The organism is Aureitalea marina (assembly GCF_002943755.1).
Taxonomy (GTDB): domain Bacteria; phylum Bacteroidota; class Bacteroidia; order Flavobacteriales; family Flavobacteriaceae; genus Aureitalea; species Aureitalea marina.
The window spans coordinates 2,001,782-2,018,292 of record NZ_MQUB01000001.1; the positions used below are offsets into that span (position 1 = coordinate 2,001,782).

Below are 16,511 nucleotides of genomic sequence, written 5' to 3' on the forward strand. Positions count from 1 at the left end.
ATGCTCTGGGAGAAAGAACTATTGCTGTTCTTCCTCTATGTCTTCTTCGATCTCTTCGATCACTTCGATCACATCCCCTTTTACACGAACATCAGCACCTCTAAAGGCTTCTACCTGGGCTTTCACATCTTCTGCGGTAGCTCCGGTAAAGGTTCTTGTCTCAGTGCTCTCTTCGCCATTCTCTGTAGTAGTCACAGTAACCACAGCGGTATGGGTACCATCATCTTCGACAGACATTTCAACTTGCACTTCTTTAGAGATGTCCTTCACAGCCTGCTTATCTGCTAGTACAGTTGTAGTCCCATCTTCAGAAACAAAGATCATTTGCTCTCCTTCTGCCAGGGCTGTTTCAGATCCGTGACCTCCTAATAGCGGAGCCATTACCAATCCTACCAGACAAGTCAGTTTGATCAGGATGTTCATGGAAGGTCCGGAAGTATCCTTAAATGGATCTCCAACAGTATCTCCGGTTACAGCCGCCTTGTGGGCATCACTTCCCTTATAGGTCATCTCACCATTGATCTCTACACCGGCTTCGAAAGATTTCTTAGCGTTGTCCCAGGCTCCTCCAGCATTGTTCTGGAAGATGGCCCACATCACACCGCTCACACAAACTCCTGCCATATAGCCTCCAAGAGGCTCGGCACCGAATGCCAATCCGATGATAATTGGGGTTATAATGGTGATCAGACCAGGAAGAAGCATTTCCTTCAGTGCAGCTCTGGTCGAGATATCCACACACTTGGCATACTCTGGAGTGGCCTTTCCTTCCATGATCCCGGGGATCTCACGGAACTGACGACGCACTTCCTGTACCATTTCCATGGCGGCCTTACCTACACTTTGCATGGCAAGAGCCGAGAAGATCACTGGGATCATTCCTCCTACGAACAAGGCAGCAAGAACATCCGCCTTAAAGATGTTGATCCCATCGATTCCCGTAAAGGTCACATAGGCAGCAAACAGGGCTAAGGCTGTTAGGGCAGCAGAGGCGATCGCGAATCCTTTACCAACAGCAGCAGTTGTATTTCCAACTGAATCCAGTATGTCAGTACGTTCACGTACGTGGTCTTCCAACTCGGACATTTCGGCAACACCACCGGCGTTATCCGCGATAGGTCCAAATGCGTCGATAGCCAACTGCATGGCCGTGGTGGCCATCATGGCAGAGGCAGCTAGTGCAACCCCGTAGAACCCGGCTAGTTCGTAAGAACCATAGATAGCAGCAGCGAAAAGCAGTACAGAGAAGAAGGTAGACTTCATCCCTACGGCCAGACCGGCAATGATGTTGGTAGCAGCTCCGGTCGAAGAATTCTTCACAATGTCCAGAACTGGCTTTTTACCTAAACTGGTATAGTGCGCCGTAACATAAGAGATAAGAGCTCCTACCGCCAAACCGATCATACACGCATAGAATACGTGACGAGAGGGTATGTCTTTCATACCTTCCCCAAAGAAGTTCATGGTCATGGTCTCCGGCAGCATATAGTCGATCAGGAACCAGCTTGCTACCAAGGTCAGAACGATGGCAGTCCAGTTACCCAGATCCAGTGCTTTTTGAACCTGAGGCTCTTTAGCCTCGTTGTTCTTGATCTTCACCAGGAAGGTCCCGATAATAGAGGCTAGTACACCAACCCCTGCGATTACCAGAGGAAGCAGAATTGGCCCCATATTGTTGAATGCATCAGTGTATGGCTCACTGGTAGACATATCACGGATCACATAGTTACCCAATACCATGGCTGCAAGAACAGTTGCCACATAAGAACCGAACAGGTCAGCCCCCATACCGGCAACATCTCCTACGTTGTCACCAACGTTGTCGGCAATGGTAGCTGGGTTACGCGGATCGTCCTCCGGAATTCCAGCCTCTACCTTACCAACAAGGTCAGCTCCTACATCGGCGGCCTTGGTGTAGATTCCACCTCCTACACGGGCAAAGAGTGCGATACTCTCAGCTCCCAATGAGAACCCGGCTAGGGCCTCCAGAACGATGGTCATATTTTTATAGAACCCTCCTTCATCGCCCAGGAACATCCCGGTAAACAACAGGAAGAACAGACTCAGACCCAGCACGGCCAACCCGGCTACACCCAGCCCCATTACAGTTCCTCCTCCGAAGGAAACTTTCAAGGCTTGTGGCAAACTGGTTTTGGCGGCTTCTGCAGTTCGGGCGTTGGCCTCAGTAGCGACACGCATCCCGATATTCCCTGCCAGGGCAGAGAAGATGGCTCCACAGAAGAAAGCCGGCACGATCAACCAACTGGTCGATTCTACCTGGGTAGATACAATGTATAGTAAGACCGCAGCAATCACAGCGAAGATCAGCAGCAATCGGTACTCGGCACTAAGAAATGCCAAGGCCCCTTCCTTGATACTCTTGGAAATAGATTGCATCTTTTCGCTACCAGCAGGTTGCTTCTTGACCCATCCCATCTTGATCACCATAAAGATCAAGCCCAGGATAGCCAAGGCGATCGGCACATAAATCATGTTCTGTTCCATAAATTCAAATAGGTTTTGTTAAAGTTTCGCAAAAGTAACAAAATCGACCTAAACTAAAAAGCAGCAATCCAAGGGTTGCTGCTTTCAGTCGATTTTAACTTATATATCTGTCTACCTGATACTTACATCGTTTACCGGCACATCGCTGGCGCGGAAACGGTCAATACATTTGGCCACGATATCGCGGGCTTCGGTCACGTCTCCCCAGCCGCCAACATCGACCTTCTTTTCTTCCAGGTCTTTGTATACCTGGAAAAAGTGCTCGATCTCGGCCTTGAGGTGCGGATTCAACTCGGACAGATCATTCACCTTACTGGCAATGGGATCGCTTATAGGAACACAGATCACTTTCTCGTCCGGCCCTTTCTCGTCCGTCATATGAAAGACACCAATTGGCTTTACTTCGATCACACAACCGGGGAAGGTAGGCTCGGTAACCAATACCAACACATCCAGCGGATCCCCATCCAAAGCAAGGGTCTCTGGGATAAAGCCGTAATCGGCGGGATACATCATGGAAGAGAAGATCATCCGGTCATACCGGATCTTCTTCAAGCGGAAGTCGTATTCATATTTATTTCGGCTCCCTTTTGGGATCTCGATCAATACATCGAAGGTGTTTACCTTTTCAGCGGTCATAGGTTATTATTTAGCCGGGATCACTCCCGATTTTGGTGCGGCAAAGGTACAAATTCAAAATGCTTGAACCTTGAAAATGAAGGTTAAAGAAAGGTAAAATTAAAAGGAGAATCCAAAGGTTCCGGTGACCCCAAATTGACGGGCACCGGGGTTGTCCAGATAATTTCCGCGAAAATTGAAGTCGATGCGAAACACCTTAAAGATATTACCTACTCCAACACTCCATTCCCAATAGACATCTTCCGGTGCCTGGTAGATGATAGGATTTCCCTGCCTATCCACATTCAGGGCCACATTGGCATCCGAAATAGAACCGTAAACAGCCCGGAATCCAACCACTTCACGCAGGTTTAATTTGCGTATTCCAGGAATCCGCGAAAATATGCGGCCTCCAAAATTGTGCTGCAGGTGGAAGGAGACATAGGTATCACTCACAAATTCGTAGAAATCCAGCTGATTGAATGTATTGTAAATACTCCACAAGGTTTGGTTACCCGGAATAGGGCTCAGTAGCCCCAAAGGCACATCCCCGAAGATCTTTCCGGCCTCCAAGGTGGTCCATGCCCTACCAAAGCCACCAATATTCCAGGGTTGGGTGTATAGTCCCTGTACCTTCTGATAATCGAAATCCCCACCCAGGAAATCTTTGAGACCGACTCCATAACCCAGAAAAAAGACGGGAAATTTTTCTTCGTTGATAACTTTTCGTTCTACCCCATAGCCTATGGTTCGCCTCCCTGGGGTAAAACCGAGAATGACCTCCAGAGCTGGTTGTTTGATCTCATTCTGTACCTGCCCATCCTCGTCCAGCCAACTCAGGCTGAAAGCATCTGTTGCAGATCTCAGGGTCCTGTAGGTTACTCTAAAACGGGTTGTAAAATTTTTCACAGGCTCCAACTCAAAACCAACCGTGGTCAGATTGAGATTGGTTAGCTGGTCGTTGGCACCTACAGTGATCAGGGCAGAAGAAGCCAAACTCCTTCCAAGGACATCGGTTGTTGCCGTAAGCCTTGCCCCAGTCTGTTCTACATCCCTTCGGTTACCCCCAAAGAGAATTAACCTGGATTCCCTGTCCACCAGCCACTTGCCCGATATCCCGTACTTGAATTTGTTGTCTCTAAAACCGTAGGCCACATAACCTTCCAGGCGCCAGAGGTCATTTTGTCCAAAGTAGGTTCGTCCTCCTGCCCGTACCCGGATTCCTTCAGCCTCATTATATCCGAAGGTGGAGAAGATGGGCCCGTAGTCAAAATTCTTGAATTCGTAATAACCCGATGCCAGGGTAGCGCCTACATCATAAAGCGCCTTGAATCTTGGAACGGTTTTCAGTGTATCCAGCATCTTGTAAACCCCCTTTTCATCTTTACTCAGGGGCTCTACCCGTTTCTCTTCCCAAAAACTGTCCGGTCTATTGTAGATCTCGTATTGATAGGGATCGATCTGTTCCTTGTAAAATGCCTTGTCCTTGGGTTCATCAAAGACATAATTATTGTAGAAAGTGGTCCTTTTTCCATAAACACCCCTGGCGCCCTCCTTTTTCCGGAGACTGAAATCGGACAGGAAATAGTCTTTAGTGATCAGGAAGATGGAATCGTTCAGCACATCGAATTCCTGCTCGATATAGACCTCCCGCACCCAGTTTAGGTTGGCACTTTTAGAGGCCTGCAGGTTGATCTCCTTGATGGCCCAGGTGGAATCGTTCACCCAAAAGTCACCCTTAAAGGTCAGTTCGTTTTTTCGCCTGGGATAGTACACAATATTGTAGCACCATTTGTTATCGCGATAGGCACTGTCTAGCAATACATAATTATAGACATCTATCCCGGTAGTCGATAGGGGTGAAGTAAAGGCCTTATTGAAGAATTTCAGGTAATTGTCATAAACATTGTAATCACTGTAGAGGTCCTGGGTAAAAGCAATAATACTTTGATTGTTCTCAAATCCGGAGTTCTTATTCCCTTCCAGTATTTCCTTTTCCTTGCCCAGAATATTATCCCCGTAGACCTTGGAAATTTCCTCGTTCACAAAGATCGGCAGGTAAGTGTTCCCCGTCACATTGGAAGTGTCCACCTGCTCAAAGATGAATTCCATCCCCCTGAAGATCTTACTCTGTACTAGGGCAGAATCAATGGTATTCAGGTCGAATTCCAGTTTTTCGTATTTGTCGTAGCTGTATTGTTTGAATTGCCTGACCCCATTCTCCCTTTTGTTTTCCCAGATCTTACGCAGTATATCCAGGGCCGGGTTGTCTTTTTTGGAGGTTTTACCGCTATAGACTACGACCTGGTCCAGGGCTGCGGCCTCTTCTTTCAGAGTGACCACCAATTCATAGGTGGTACGACGGTCCAGTTCGACTATGTTGAGCTCATAACCCACAAAAGACACCCAGATGGCTTCGTAACTATCGTCACTTTCCAGGTAGAACCGACCATTCTCGTCGGTAATGGTCCCCTCATTGGAATCCTTAAAGATCACATTGGCAAAGGCCACGGGTTCGTCGTATTCGTCAATGACGGTGCCACTTACCTTGGTCTGCGACCACAATAAGGAGGTAAAGAGAAATGCAATAAAGAGTAAAGTTTGCCTCATAGCCAAATTGAGTGCTCCGATATGTTCTAACGGATAAACGGAACAAAAAGTGTTCCAGATGTGGCCCTTAGGCGTACATCACCTTGTGCACGGCCTTGATGACATCCTCACTGTTGGGAAGCCACTCTTGGAGCAATACCGGCGAATAAGGCGCCGGGGTGTCGGCCGTGTTGATCTTGACGATCGGAGCATCCAGGTAATCGAATGCCTGGGCCTGGACCTGGTAGGTGATCTCGGTTGCCACATTCCCAAATGGCCAGGCTTCTTCCAGTATCACCAAACGGTTGGTCTTTTTGACCGAGTCCAGTATGGTCTTGTGATCCATGGGCCTTACGGTCCTCAGATCGATGATCTCGCATTGGATTCCTTCTTCGGCCAGTTTCTCGGCGGCCGCATAAGCCTCCTTAATGATCTTCCCGAAGGAAACGATGGTCACATCGTTACCACTGCGTTTGATATCGGCCACACCAAGTGGGATCAGGTATTCGCCCTCGGGCACCTCTCCCTTGTCACCATACATTTGTTCACTCTCCATAAAGATGACTGGATCGTCATCGCGGATGGCACTTTTCAATAAGCCTTTTGCATCGGCCGGATTGGAAGGAACAACAACTTTCAATCCAGGGCAATTGGCATACCAACTCTCAAATGCTTGGGAGTGGGTAGCTGCCAGCTGTCCGGCAGAAGCCGTCGGACCCCTGAAGACGATGGGACAATTCATCTGACCACCACTCATCTGGCGGATCTTAGCCGCGTTATTGATGATCTGGTCTATCCCTACCAGGGAAAAGTTAAAGGTCATGAACTCGACTATCGGCCTGTTGCCATTCATGGCACTACCAACGGCCACTCCGGCAAATCCTAACTCGGAGATCGGGGTATCGATCACCCGCTTTTCTCCGAACTCGTCCAGCATGCCTTTACTGGCCTTGTAGGCACCATTGTATTCCGCCACTTCTTCTCCCATCAGATAGATGGTATCGTCGCGTCGCATTTCTTCGCTCATGGCCTCGGCTACTGCCTCTCTGAATTGTAAGGTCTTCATAGGTATTTCAATCCAAAATTAATCCCTGATTACTGGGCATTTGAGCCCGACGGGAAAGGCAAAAATAACACTATTTCTAGTTCTGTGCAGACCTTGCTTTTAGATAAATGAAAAATTAAAAATTTATTATGCATGCATAGGATTTTAATGGGGATTATCGTATCTTCGTCACCCGATAAATGAAACTCCAAAAAATTACTTCCTAATGAAAATACTTGTGTGCATCAGCCACGTTCCGGACACGACTTCCCGGATCAATTTTACCGATGCCGATACGCAATTTGACACCAATGGGGTGCAATTTGTGATCAACCCGAACGACGAGTTCGGTTTGACCCGGGCTATGTGGTTCAAAGAGAAGCAAGGTGCTTCTGTGCATGTTGTCAATGTTGGTGGAGCCGAGACCGAGCCTACCTTGAGAAAAGCTTTAGCAATTGGTGCCGATGAGGCCATCCGAGTGAACATGAATCCTACAGACGGCTTTAGTGTAGCCAAGCAATTGGCTGCCGTAGTCAGTGAAGGTGGATACGACCTGGTGATTGCCGGTCGCGAGTCCATCGACTACAACGGAGGAATGGTTGCCGGGATGTTAGCCAAACTGTGTGGGGCCAATTTCGTAAATACGTGTATCAGCCTGGAGATCGATGGGCAAAATGCGACTGCCATTCGCGAAATCGATGGTGGAAAAGAGACCCTCAGCACTAGCCTGCCGCTGGTAATAGGTGGACAAAAAGGCCTGGTGGAAGAGAGTGATCTCCGTATCCCTAATATGAGAGGGATCATGCAGGCCCGTTCAAAACCACTTCACGTAAAAGAGCCGGTTGAGGCAACTGCCGAGACCCAGGTCAAGCAGTTTGAGAAGCCTGCACCCAAAGGAGCAGTGAAATTGGTGGACGACGTTCAGTCCCTGATCGACCTTCTGCACAACGAAGCCAAAGTCATCTAAAAGAAGCATCATGTCCGTACTCGTATATACAGAATCTGAACAAGGAAAATTTAAAAAGGCAGCCCTGGAAGCGGTTTCTTACGCCAAGGGAATAGCCGATATGATGGGTAGCCAGGTAACGGCCCTTTCCATCAACGGAGGAGATGCCTCCGACCTGGGTACCTACGGTGCCTCCAAACTATTACAAGTTGAAGACGGCAGTTTGGACAAATTCCAGGCTGACACCTACGCAAGCGTGATTGCCCAAGCGGCCAAAGCCGAGGGAGCTGATGTCGTAGTGATCACCTCAACCGCAAACAGTAAATTCCTTGCGCCGGCCCTGGCCATCGAATTGAAAGCCGGATACATACCAAACGCTGTTGCCCTGCCACAGAGCGCAGCGCCTTTCCAGGTAAAAAGCAGTGTCTTCACCAACAAAGCCTTTGCACTTAGTGAGATCTCAACTCCGGTAAAACTGGTGGGTCTTTCTAAAAACGCCTATGGTTTGCACGAGGCTGCTACAACTTGCAACCCTGAATCCTTTAGCCCGGAGCTAGCCGGTAGCAGTGTAGAAGTGGTTTCAGTCGACAAAAGCACCGATAAGGTGACCATAGCCGATGCCGAGGTTGTGGTTTCCGGTGGTCGTGGACTGAAAGGACCCGAGAATTGGGGGCTTATCGAAGACCTGGCCGAAACTCTCGGAGCAGCGACAGCCTGTTCCAAACCGGTCAGCGACATGGGGTGGAGACCACATAGCGAGCACGTGGGTCAGACCGGAAAACCGGTAGCCTCTACACTTTATATCGCTGTTGGAATTTCCGGTGCCATTCAGCACCTGGCGGGAATTAATTCCTCCAAGGTGAAGGTGGTCATTAACAATGATCCGGAAGCTCCCTTCTTTAAGGCAGCGGACTACGGTATCGTTGGCGACGCCTTTGAAGTGGTGCCTGCTTTGACCGAAAAATTAAAGGAATTCAAGGCGCAAAACGCGTAAAAATTTCATTACTTTGCTTTAACACAAGGGCTGCTTAAAATGGATTCCCCTTTTTAAGCAGCTTTTTTAGCTTATGAGCCTGGTCCGGTTAAATATCAAAGGGATCTCCTACAGTCAGACGCAAAATGGCGCCTATGCCCTTATCCTTAGCGAAGTGGACGGTGAGCGTAAATTGCCCATAGTCATTGGAGCGTTCGAAGCTCAGTCTATTGCGATTGCCCTGGAAAAGGAGATCAAACCACCAAGACCACTTACCCACGACCTTTTTAAGAACTTTGCGGACCGCTTCGAGATCGTGGTCAAACAGGTGATCATCCACAAGCTGGTTGATGGGGTATTCTATTCCAGTATCATTTGCGAACGGGATAAGATCGAAGAGATCATCGATGCCCGTACCAGTGATGCCATTGCCCTGGCCTTGCGTTTTAAGGCTCCCATCTTCACCTATAAGAATATCCTGGACAAGGCGGGTATTTACTTGAAGACCGCCGAGCCACAAAAGGAACTCTCCAAGGATGAAGAGCTGGTACTGGAGGAATTGATCTCTGGCGAAGAAAGTGCTGTTCAGGTCACTGAAGACTTCAGCGACCTAAGCATAGAAGAACTGAGGGATGAATTGGCTGCTGCAGTAAAGGGTGAGGACTACGAACGGGCTGCCAGGATACGAGACGAAATCTCCAAACGGGAATAGCCTGACCATATGCGTTTATCGCTTGCGCTCCTTTTCGGGTTAATCTGCATGTTCTCACAGGGACAAAACCTGGAGCACCAATGGAGTTTCCAACGTATTTCCACTCCCAACAACGACTCTTTATTTGCCATCGACCAAGCTGTTGACAAATTAGAGCTGGAAAGTGGTTTATTTTCCTATTCCCTTCTGGCCAAGAATATCGAAAACGCCAGTGGTGATTACGTTTATCAGCACCCGCTGTTGGTATTCTTCTACAACAGCCCTACGGATACCATCCGAAGATATCGGGTGAAGACCTTAACGGAGACTCAACTGGTCTTTACAGAAGGAGCTGTCAGCTATCACTTCAGCCGGGCAGGGCCAAAAGTTTCTGAACAAACCGAACTCTCATCGACCACGGCCGAACGAAAAAAGATGAGCATCAGCCTGGAAAGTATTGGCCGGGGACTGATCGGGATGGTCTTCCTTTTATTAGTGGCCTACCTATTGAGCAGCAACAGAAGAGCCATCAACTGGAAGCTGGTCCTCACAGGCTTATCCCTCCAACTTGCATTTGCTGTACTAGTATTGCAGGTCGATGTGGTTTCCGATGCCTTCGACTGGCTGAGCGATAAGATCGTCAAATTCCTCAATTTCAGTGAGGAGGGAGCGGAGTTCTTGTTTGGAGGCTTGGTAACCAATGAAGATACGTTCGGATACATCTTTGCCTTCCGGGTCTTACCCACCATCGTCTTCTTTTCGGCCTTTACTGCCCTGATGTATTATTTGGGAATCCTTCAAGTAGTGGTCAAAGCCTTTGCCTGGGTCATGAGCAAGACCATGGGACTATCTGGAGCCGAAAGTCTGGCAGCCGCAGCCAATATCTTTATCGGGCAGACCGAGGCACCACTTGTTGTTAAACCCTACCTGGAATCGATGACCCGCTCCGAGATCCTCTGTTTAATGGTCGGTGGGATGGCCACCATAGCCGGAAGTGTTTTGGCAGCTTTTATCGCCTTTTTAGGAGGAGACAGCGATGTAGAAAAAGTATTATTCGCCAAGCATCTGCTTACGGCTTCCATCATGTCTGCACCAGCCGCCATCATCATGGCCAAAATGCTTTACCCGGAAACCGAAGAGGTAAACAAGAAACTGGACATCTCCAAAGAGCAAGTCGGCTCTAATCTCTTGGATGCCTTGTCTCGCGGAACTACTGACGGTCTGAAACTGGCTGTGAATGTGGGGGCCATGCTGCTGGTGTTTACGGCCATCATGGCTGTGCTAAACTGGATCACCGAGGATGGGATCGGAAATCTGACCGGACTAAACGCCATCATAGCAGAAAATACGGATGGCCGATATTCCGGGCTCTCCATGCAATATCTATTGGGCAATCTCTTTGCCCCTATTGCCTGGTTGATCGGTGTCCCAGCAGAAGACATAACCACAGTAGGTCAGTTACTGGGCGAAAAGACCATCTTGAACGAATTCTATGCCTACGCGACCCTAAGTGAGTTGAAACAATCTGGGGTGTTGACCAATTATCGGTCTGTGGTCATTGCGACCTATGCCCTTTGTGGTTTTGCCAACTTTGCCTCCATCGGGATACAAATAGGCGGTATAGGTGTTTTAGCACCTAGTCAGCGGACCAACCTGGCCCGCTTTGGTTTTAAAGCACTGATCGGTGGAACTGCGGCGGCCCTACTGACCGCTACTATCGTGGGGATGATCATCGGATGATGTCATGATCTCCTCGGCCCAGACCTTGGCCTTTTCTAAATTTCTGAAGACTTGAAACTGACCGTCATAAAGCGGTTCCTCCCGCCTTGCTTCCAAAACCGTTTGTTCACTCTCTGAAACAATTGCTATCCCGATCAATTTACTGCTATCCACCACCGAATAAGCAGCCGGGTCCACCCGCGAAGAAAATACCCGGTTAGAGATAAAGACATAGGGATTGCCTTCAAAGTACTCATCGGTATGGTTGAGTATTTCCTTGGCAATTTCCTTGGTAATACGCTCGCAGGAAACCAGGAAAGTGACGTAGGTGTCATAAAAATCAAGGATGCCAAACGGAATGGCGATCTGCTTGCTCATGGGATAGAAATTTTTCAGAAAAATAAAAATTTTCTAGCAATGAAGCCGTTAATAACTACTGAAAAAAGGCAACAAAAAAGGCCCGATTTAAGACCCTCTTTTTGTTACATTTAACCAAGAATTTGAAGTAAGTATGAAGCAGTATCACGACCTGGTCAAACACATTTTAGAAAACGGAAACAAAAAGCAGGACCGCACCGGAACAGGCACCATCAGTGTCTTTGGCTACCAGATGCGCTTCGACCTCAGCGAGGGCTTTCCCATGGTCACCACCAAAAAACTGCATCTTAAAAGTATCATCCACGAATTGCTGTGGTTCCTGAAGGGAGATACCAATGTAGCCTACCTGCAGGAGAACGGTGTACGGATCTGGAATGAATGGGCCGATGAGAACGGAGACCTGGGCCCAGTTTACGGCCATCAATGGAGAAACTGGAACAGTGAAGAGATCGACCAGATCGAACAAGTGATTCAAACCTTGAAGACCAATCCGGACAGTCGCCGGATGCTGGTAAGCGCCTGGAACCCCAGTGTGCTTCCAGACACCTCCGTTTCTTTCAGCGAAAATGTGGCCAATGGCAAGGCTGCCTTGCCTCCCTGCCATGCCTTCTTCCAATTCTATGTAGCCGATGGGAAATTATCCTGTCAGTTGTATCAACGATCCGCCGACCTTTTTCTGGGAGTTCCTTTCAACATAGCCTCATATGCCCTCTTCACCATGATGATGGCACAGGCCTGCGGTTATGAAGCCGGGGATTTTATTCACACCTTTGGTGATGTTCATATCTACAACAACCACCTGGAACAACTTGAACTTCAGATGAGTCGGGATATACGACCACTGCCAACCATGGTGCTAAATCCGGAAATTAAAGATATATTTGATTTCAGCTTTGAGGATTTCACCCTATTGAATTACGATCCTCACCCGCACATCAAAGGGGTTGTAGCTGTATAAAACCCAAAATATCTACTTATGATCAAGCGCATTCTTCTTATCCTGTGCCTTTTTGCCGGATGCACCATGATGGCCCAGAAATCCGGGAATGTATCCGGAAATACAGTGACCATGCGAGAAGTTCCTCCGGTCTGGCCCGGTTGCCCACAGGAAGATATTCAGGCCATCAATGCCTGCTTTACCAAAAATCTGATCAAACACGTATCTGCTCGCTTCCGGTATCCTGAAGATGCCCTTAAGAATAACGAGGAGGGCGTAGTCACGGTTGAGTTTTGGATCAAAGAGGACGGAACACCAGAGATTCAAAGCGTTGAAGGTGGAACCAAATCCCTGCAGGAAGCTTCAAGAAAGAACATCTTGTCCATTCCTAAAATGGAACAGCCGGGCATGCTCAACGGCAAACCCCACAAGATCATCTACACCGTACCCTTTACCTACAAGACGGGTAAATAATTTAGCGGCAGACTTAGACGAATTTGTATCTTTAGGGAAAACGCTATTTCCCTGAAGCAATGATCCATACCCAAAACCTGGTGCAGCTGTTTAGCGAGACCCGCCAGTTGACCGAAGATATTTGTAAGCCCCTGGGGATCGAGGATTATGTGGTACAACCCACAATCGATGTCTCCCCCCCGAAATGGCACCTGGGGCATACTACCTGGTTCTTTGAAGAATTTATCCTGAAGCCGCATAAGCAAGGCTACCGTATATACCACCAGGACTTTGCCTTTGTCTTTAACAGCTATTACGAGAATGTGGGCAAGCGTGTGATCCGGTCAGATCGAGGCAATCTTTCCCGTCCGGGAGTGACCCAGGTCTTCGACTACCGCCACTACGTAACCGCAGAGATGAAGGAATTTCTACAACAAGGGGTACCGGATTCCTTGATGGAAACCTTGCTGATTGGTATCCACCACGAAAAACAACATCAGGAACTCCTGAGGACTGACATAAAATACATACTGGGCAACAACCCGCTTTTACCCGCCCTGAATACCGACTGGATAGAACACCCCATAGAACGTCACCAGACTGATTGGATCACTATCCCTGCAGGGATATACGAAATAGGTCATGCCGGAACTGACTTCTGCTACGACAACGAATTGGGAAAACACCAGGTATACCTGGGAGATTTTCAGATCTCCAACAAATTGGTCACCAATGCGGAGTTTATTGAGTTCATCGCCGCCGGTGGCTACCAGGACTTTAACCTATGGCATGCCGATGGTTGGACCTGGGCACAGGAAAACCAAATTACTGCCCCCATGTATTGGCACCAGATCGATGGCAGCTGGCACTACTACAGTACCAGCGGACTAGAAGCTATTGACCCGGAGGCTCCTCTGGCTCATATCTCTTATTACGAAGCCTTTGCCTATTCCCAATGGAAAGACTGCCGTTTGCCGACCGAATTCGAATGGGAAGTTTCTCAAAAACATTTCAATTGGGGGCTGAGATGGGAGTGGACGGAAAGTGCCTATCTCCCCTATCCCGGTTATACCAAAGCAGCTGGGGCCATTGGCGAATACAACGGGAAATTCATGGTCAATCAGAAGGTCCTCAGGGGAGGATCGGTAGCCACTTCCCCGGTACACACTCGCCACACCTATCGCAATTTCTTCCAGCCTGAACTGCGCTGGCAATTCACCGGGTTAAGGTTAGCCCGATCTTAACGACCAAGACTGTATGGATACCTCAACTACCACCGATACGGATTTTGAACAGGATGTTCGGGAAGGGCTAACGGCCTTTCCCAAGTTCCTCTATTCCAAATATATATACGACGCAAAGGGCGATGCTCTATTTCAGCAGATCATGGATCTGCCGGAATACTATCTGACCAATTGTGAACTGGAGATCTTCCAGACCCAAACTGCCGAAATTACGGCGCATTTCAAGGGAAATGGCCAGGGTTTTGACCTGATCGAACTTGGTGCCGGAGATGGCAAGAAAACTAAGATACTTCTCAAGCATATGCAAGAGATGGGCTACGATTTTGTTTACAAACCGGTAGACATCAGCTCCAATGCCATTGCCGACCTGTCGGCCAGTTTGCAAGGAGAACTTCCCTTGGTTGAAACCGACCCGGAGGTGGGTGAATATTTCGAGGTACTGGACCGACTCAAGGCCTTTGACAAACGAAAGAAGGTCATTATGATGCTGGGATCCAACATCGGCAATCTTTTGCACAAAAGGGCCATTGCCTTTCTAAGTCGGATGCAGGAAAGCATGAACCCTGAAGATCAACTCTTTATGGGATTTGACCAGACCAAGGATCCCCAAGTGGTCCTGGATGCCTATAACGACCCGACCGGCGTAACGGCAGCCTTTAACCTAAACCTACTGCATCGTATCAACCGGGAATTAGGTGGAAACTTCGCTGTAGATAAGTTTAAACACTGGGAAGTCTATGACCCCGAAACGGGCACGGCAAAAAGTTATCTGCTGGCCACTGAGGCCATGGAGGTACATATCGGCGCCCTGGATTTGAAGATTCGATTTGACCAGTGGGAAACCATCCACACCGAGATCTCCCAAAAATACACCGATACGGTGGTAGACTGGATTGCCGGGGAAGCCGGCCTTGAGCGGATAGCAACCTTTAAGGACAGCCGAAATTATTACAAGAATTATCTGTTCAAAAAAAGACACTAAAAAGAAAAATTGAAACGCTATGAAAGCAATTTGGAACGGACAAGTGATCGCAGAAAGCGACGACACCGTAGTCATCGAAAACAATCATTATTTCCCTGCAGATTCCATTAAAAAGGAATTCTTCTCAGACAGTACTACCCATACGACCTGCCCCTGGAAGGGACTGGCTTCTTATTATAACGTGGAGGTAGATGGTCAGACCAATGCAGATGCCGCCTGGTTTTACCCGGAGACCTCCCATGCTGCCAAACCTATCGAAGGCCGGGTGGCCTTTTGGAAAGGGGTTCAGGTTACTGAAAATTAAGCCAGTACTTGGATCAACTTATCCAGGTCGTTCTCGTCATTATAAAGGTGGAAACTTACCCGAATTCCTTGACCCCGCAGCGAGGAGATCACATTAGCCTGTTTTAGGCGGGAAAAATGATCTTCTCCCAGGTTCAGGTTAAAAATGGTGGATAACGCTTGCCGTTCCATCAGTTCAGCTTCTACCCAGCCTCTTTCCAGAAATTCCGCTTTGGCTTTGCCGCATAGGTCCTGCAAGTAGTCCTCTACCGCTTCCATACCCAGTTGCTGCAGCCAGCTCATAGACAATTGCATACTCCCCAGGGTAAGTGGATCTTGATGTCCCGGTTCCAACCGTCCTATCAGTGGGATCCCTTCCCGGGATCCCTGGGTCAGATCGGCGGAATTATACCCTATGGTCGGGGGTTGAATTCGCTCTTCCACATCGCGGCTAATAGCATAAAAGCCGCAGCCATATCCTCCCAGCAACCATTTGTAGGCACTCCCTCCCAGCACATCGATACCGCTGTTGTCAAAATGAAAATCTGTTGTTCCCAGGAACTGGGTCCCATCTGCCAGGATAAGCAGTTCAGGATGATAGGCTTTTAATCGGGGCAGGAAATCCGGGTCTATCCGCAGGCCAGTCACATAGTGTACCAGTCCCAAGACCAGCACATCCGGTTTGTGTTCCATAACGGCTTGTTCTAAAGCGAGTTCCGGCTCAAAGCCGCCGTCCACTTCAATCAACTCGAAGTGACGTTCGTGCAATGGCCATCGGATGGAGGGATAATCGTGCTTCAGGTAGATTACCTTGGAATTTTTATACAGGCCATCCAGCACGATGTTCCAGCCTGAAGAAAAGTTCGGTACCAAAGCAACACGCATATCTTCCGCCCCTACAAAATCTGCTACCGTTTCCCTGATCTGGGCAATATGGGGCTTGTGCAGATCACGATATAAGCTTCCTTCCTGGAGTAATCGCTGGTCATGTTCTCGCCGCCAATTGCCAACGGAGCTCGGCATTAGCCCACAAGATGCAGTATTTAGATAGGTCCTTCCCTGGGTGGCCGGAAATTGATCGCAGATATTTTGGGGCAAGCTGGGCATGGTGGTCGGATTTTGGATATTTTTGTGTTCCCTAAAGGTAAG

At 48.5% G+C, this 16,511-nt stretch carries 15 protein-coding genes; 9 read left to right on the forward strand and 6 right to left on the reverse strand.

The window, feature by feature from the left end:
• Window positions 1-18 precede the first annotated feature (18 nt).
• From BST85_RS09250 to BST85_RS09265, 4 genes are all read right to left on the reverse strand, one after another.
• Window positions 19-2,505: a sodium-translocating pyrophosphatase gene (locus BST85_RS09250; RefSeq protein ID WP_104812988.1), complete on the reverse strand. Its 2,487-nt coding sequence runs from the start codon at window positions 2,503-2,505 to the stop codon at window positions 19-21.
• Window positions 2,506-2,616: 111 nt separating this feature from the next.
• Complete coding sequence (locus BST85_RS09255; RefSeq protein ID WP_104812989.1) at window positions 2,617-3,144, reverse strand: inorganic diphosphatase; 528 nt, start codon at window positions 3,142-3,144, stop codon at window positions 2,617-2,619.
• 99 nt (window positions 3,145-3,243) lie between these two features.
• A complete protein-coding gene (locus BST85_RS09260; protein WP_104812990.1) occupies window positions 3,244-5,733 on the reverse strand; it encodes a DUF5686 and carboxypeptidase-like regulatory domain-containing protein in 2,490 nt (829 codons plus the stop codon).
• Between the two features lie 67 nt (window positions 5,734-5,800).
• On the reverse strand, window positions 5,801-6,778 hold the full coding sequence (locus BST85_RS09265) for a pyruvate dehydrogenase complex E1 component subunit beta (protein WP_104812991.1): 978 nt from the start codon (window positions 6,776-6,778) through the stop codon (window positions 5,801-5,803).
• A gap of 205 nt (window positions 6,779-6,983) precedes the next feature.
• Here BST85_RS09265 and BST85_RS09270 point away from each other — a divergent pair, with 205 nt between their 5' ends.
• From BST85_RS09270 to BST85_RS09285, 4 genes are all read left to right on the forward strand, one after another.
• A complete protein-coding gene (locus BST85_RS09270) occupies window positions 6,984-7,724 on the forward strand; it encodes an electron transfer flavoprotein subunit beta/FixA family protein (protein WP_104812992.1) in 741 nt (246 codons plus the stop codon).
• A gap of 10 nt (window positions 7,725-7,734) precedes the next feature.
• Complete coding sequence (locus BST85_RS09275; RefSeq protein WP_104812993.1) at window positions 7,735-8,697, forward strand: electron transfer flavoprotein subunit alpha/FixB family protein; 963 nt, start codon at window positions 7,735-7,737, stop codon at window positions 8,695-8,697.
• Between the two features lie 73 nt (window positions 8,698-8,770).
• Window positions 8,771-9,388: a bifunctional nuclease family protein gene (locus BST85_RS09280; RefSeq protein ID WP_104812994.1), complete on the forward strand. Its 618-nt coding sequence runs from the start codon at window positions 8,771-8,773 to the stop codon at window positions 9,386-9,388.
• Window positions 9,389-9,436: 48 nt separating this feature from the next.
• Window positions 9,437-11,107 carry a NupC/NupG family nucleoside CNT transporter gene (locus BST85_RS09285; RefSeq protein ID WP_245917664.1) on the forward strand — a complete coding sequence of 557 codons (1,671 nt, stop codon included), beginning with the start codon at window positions 9,437-9,439 and terminating at the stop codon, window positions 11,105-11,107.
• On the opposite strand, the gene BST85_RS09290 is transcribed toward BST85_RS09285, so the two are convergent.
• Complete coding sequence (locus BST85_RS09290) at window positions 11,069-11,464, reverse strand: thymidylate synthase (RefSeq protein ID WP_104812996.1); 396 nt, start codon at window positions 11,462-11,464, stop codon at window positions 11,069-11,071. The genes BST85_RS09285 and BST85_RS09290 overlap by 39 nt on opposite strands.
• A gap of 133 nt (window positions 11,465-11,597) precedes the next feature.
• On the opposite strand from BST85_RS09290, the gene BST85_RS09295 reads away from it, so the two are divergent.
• From BST85_RS09295 to BST85_RS09315, 5 genes are read left to right on the forward strand one after another with little or no spacing between them, the layout of a single operon-like run.
• Window positions 11,598-12,422 carry a thymidylate synthase gene (locus tag BST85_RS09295; RefSeq protein WP_104812997.1) on the forward strand — a complete coding sequence of 275 codons (825 nt, stop codon included), beginning with the start codon at window positions 11,598-11,600 and terminating at the stop codon, window positions 12,420-12,422.
• Between the two features lie 18 nt (window positions 12,423-12,440).
• The gene (locus BST85_RS09300; RefSeq protein WP_245917665.1) at window positions 12,441-12,875 is read left to right on the forward strand and encodes an energy transducer TonB; all 435 of its coding nucleotides are present in this window, start codon (window positions 12,441-12,443) and stop codon (window positions 12,873-12,875) included.
• A gap of 59 nt (window positions 12,876-12,934) precedes the next feature.
• The gene (gene egtB / locus BST85_RS09305; RefSeq protein ID WP_104812999.1) at window positions 12,935-14,098 is read left to right on the forward strand and encodes an ergothioneine biosynthesis protein EgtB; all 1,164 of its coding nucleotides are present in this window, start codon (window positions 12,935-12,937) and stop codon (window positions 14,096-14,098) included.
• Between the two features lie 13 nt (window positions 14,099-14,111).
• Window positions 14,112-15,080 (forward strand): L-histidine N(alpha)-methyltransferase, encoded by a 969-nt coding sequence (locus tag BST85_RS09310; RefSeq protein ID WP_104813000.1) that lies wholly within the window; start codon window positions 14,112-14,114, stop codon window positions 15,078-15,080.
• A 19-nt stretch (window positions 15,081-15,099) separates the two neighbouring features.
• On the forward strand, window positions 15,100-15,384 hold the full coding sequence (locus BST85_RS09315; RefSeq protein ID WP_104813001.1) for a DUF427 domain-containing protein: 285 nt from the start codon (window positions 15,100-15,102) through the stop codon (window positions 15,382-15,384).
• On the opposite strand, the gene BST85_RS09320 is transcribed toward BST85_RS09315, so the two are convergent.
• Window positions 15,381-16,469: an aminotransferase class V-fold PLP-dependent enzyme gene (locus BST85_RS09320; protein WP_104813002.1), complete on the reverse strand. Its 1,089-nt coding sequence runs from the start codon at window positions 16,467-16,469 to the stop codon at window positions 15,381-15,383. The two genes, BST85_RS09315 and BST85_RS09320, sit on opposite strands and share 4 nt — an antisense overlap.
• Window positions 16,470-16,511 lie beyond the last annotated feature (42 nt).

What these genes read in the sequence shown, in the direction of transcription:
- BST85_RS09310 (WP_104813000.1), top strand. Translation starts at nt 14,112, where the DNA reads ATGGATACCTCAACTACCACCGATACGGATTTTGAACAGGATGTTCGG.
- BST85_RS09255 (WP_104812989.1), bottom strand. Translation starts at nt 3,144, where the DNA reads ATGACCGCTGAAAAGGTAAACACCTTCGATGTATTGATCGAGATCCCA.
- BST85_RS09250 (WP_104812988.1), bottom strand. Translation starts at nt 2,505, where the DNA reads ATGGAACAGAACATGATTTATGTGCCGATCGCCTTGGCTATCCTGGGC.
- egtB (WP_104812999.1), top strand. Translation starts at nt 12,935, where the DNA reads ATGATCCATACCCAAAACCTGGTGCAGCTGTTTAGCGAGACCCGCCAG.
- BST85_RS09265 (WP_104812991.1), bottom strand. Translation starts at nt 6,778, where the DNA reads ATGAAGACCTTACAATTCAGAGAGGCAGTAGCCGAGGCCATGAGCGAA.
- BST85_RS09285 (WP_245917664.1), top strand. Translation starts at nt 9,437, where the DNA reads ATGTTCTCACAGGGACAAAACCTGGAGCACCAATGGAGTTTCCAACGT.
- BST85_RS09275 (WP_104812993.1), top strand. Translation starts at nt 7,735, where the DNA reads ATGTCCGTACTCGTATATACAGAATCTGAACAAGGAAAATTTAAAAAG.
- BST85_RS09300 (WP_245917665.1), top strand. Translation starts at nt 12,441, where the DNA reads ATGATCAAGCGCATTCTTCTTATCCTGTGCCTTTTTGCCGGATGCACC.
- BST85_RS09290 (WP_104812996.1), bottom strand. Translation starts at nt 11,464, where the DNA reads ATGAGCAAGCAGATCGCCATTCCGTTTGGCATCCTTGATTTTTATGAC.
- BST85_RS09260 (WP_104812990.1), bottom strand. Translation starts at nt 5,733, where the DNA reads ATGAGGCAAACTTTACTCTTTATTGCATTTCTCTTTACCTCCTTATTG.
- BST85_RS09320 (WP_104813002.1), bottom strand. Translation starts at nt 16,469, where the DNA reads ATGCCCAGCTTGCCCCAAAATATCTGCGATCAATTTCCGGCCACCCAG.
- BST85_RS09280 (WP_104812994.1), top strand. Translation starts at nt 8,771, where the DNA reads ATGAGCCTGGTCCGGTTAAATATCAAAGGGATCTCCTACAGTCAGACG.
- BST85_RS09295 (WP_104812997.1), top strand. Translation starts at nt 11,598, where the DNA reads ATGAAGCAGTATCACGACCTGGTCAAACACATTTTAGAAAACGGAAAC.
- BST85_RS09270 (WP_104812992.1), top strand. Translation starts at nt 6,984, where the DNA reads ATGAAAATACTTGTGTGCATCAGCCACGTTCCGGACACGACTTCCCGG.
- BST85_RS09315 (WP_104813001.1), top strand. Translation starts at nt 15,100, where the DNA reads ATGAAAGCAATTTGGAACGGACAAGTGATCGCAGAAAGCGACGACACC.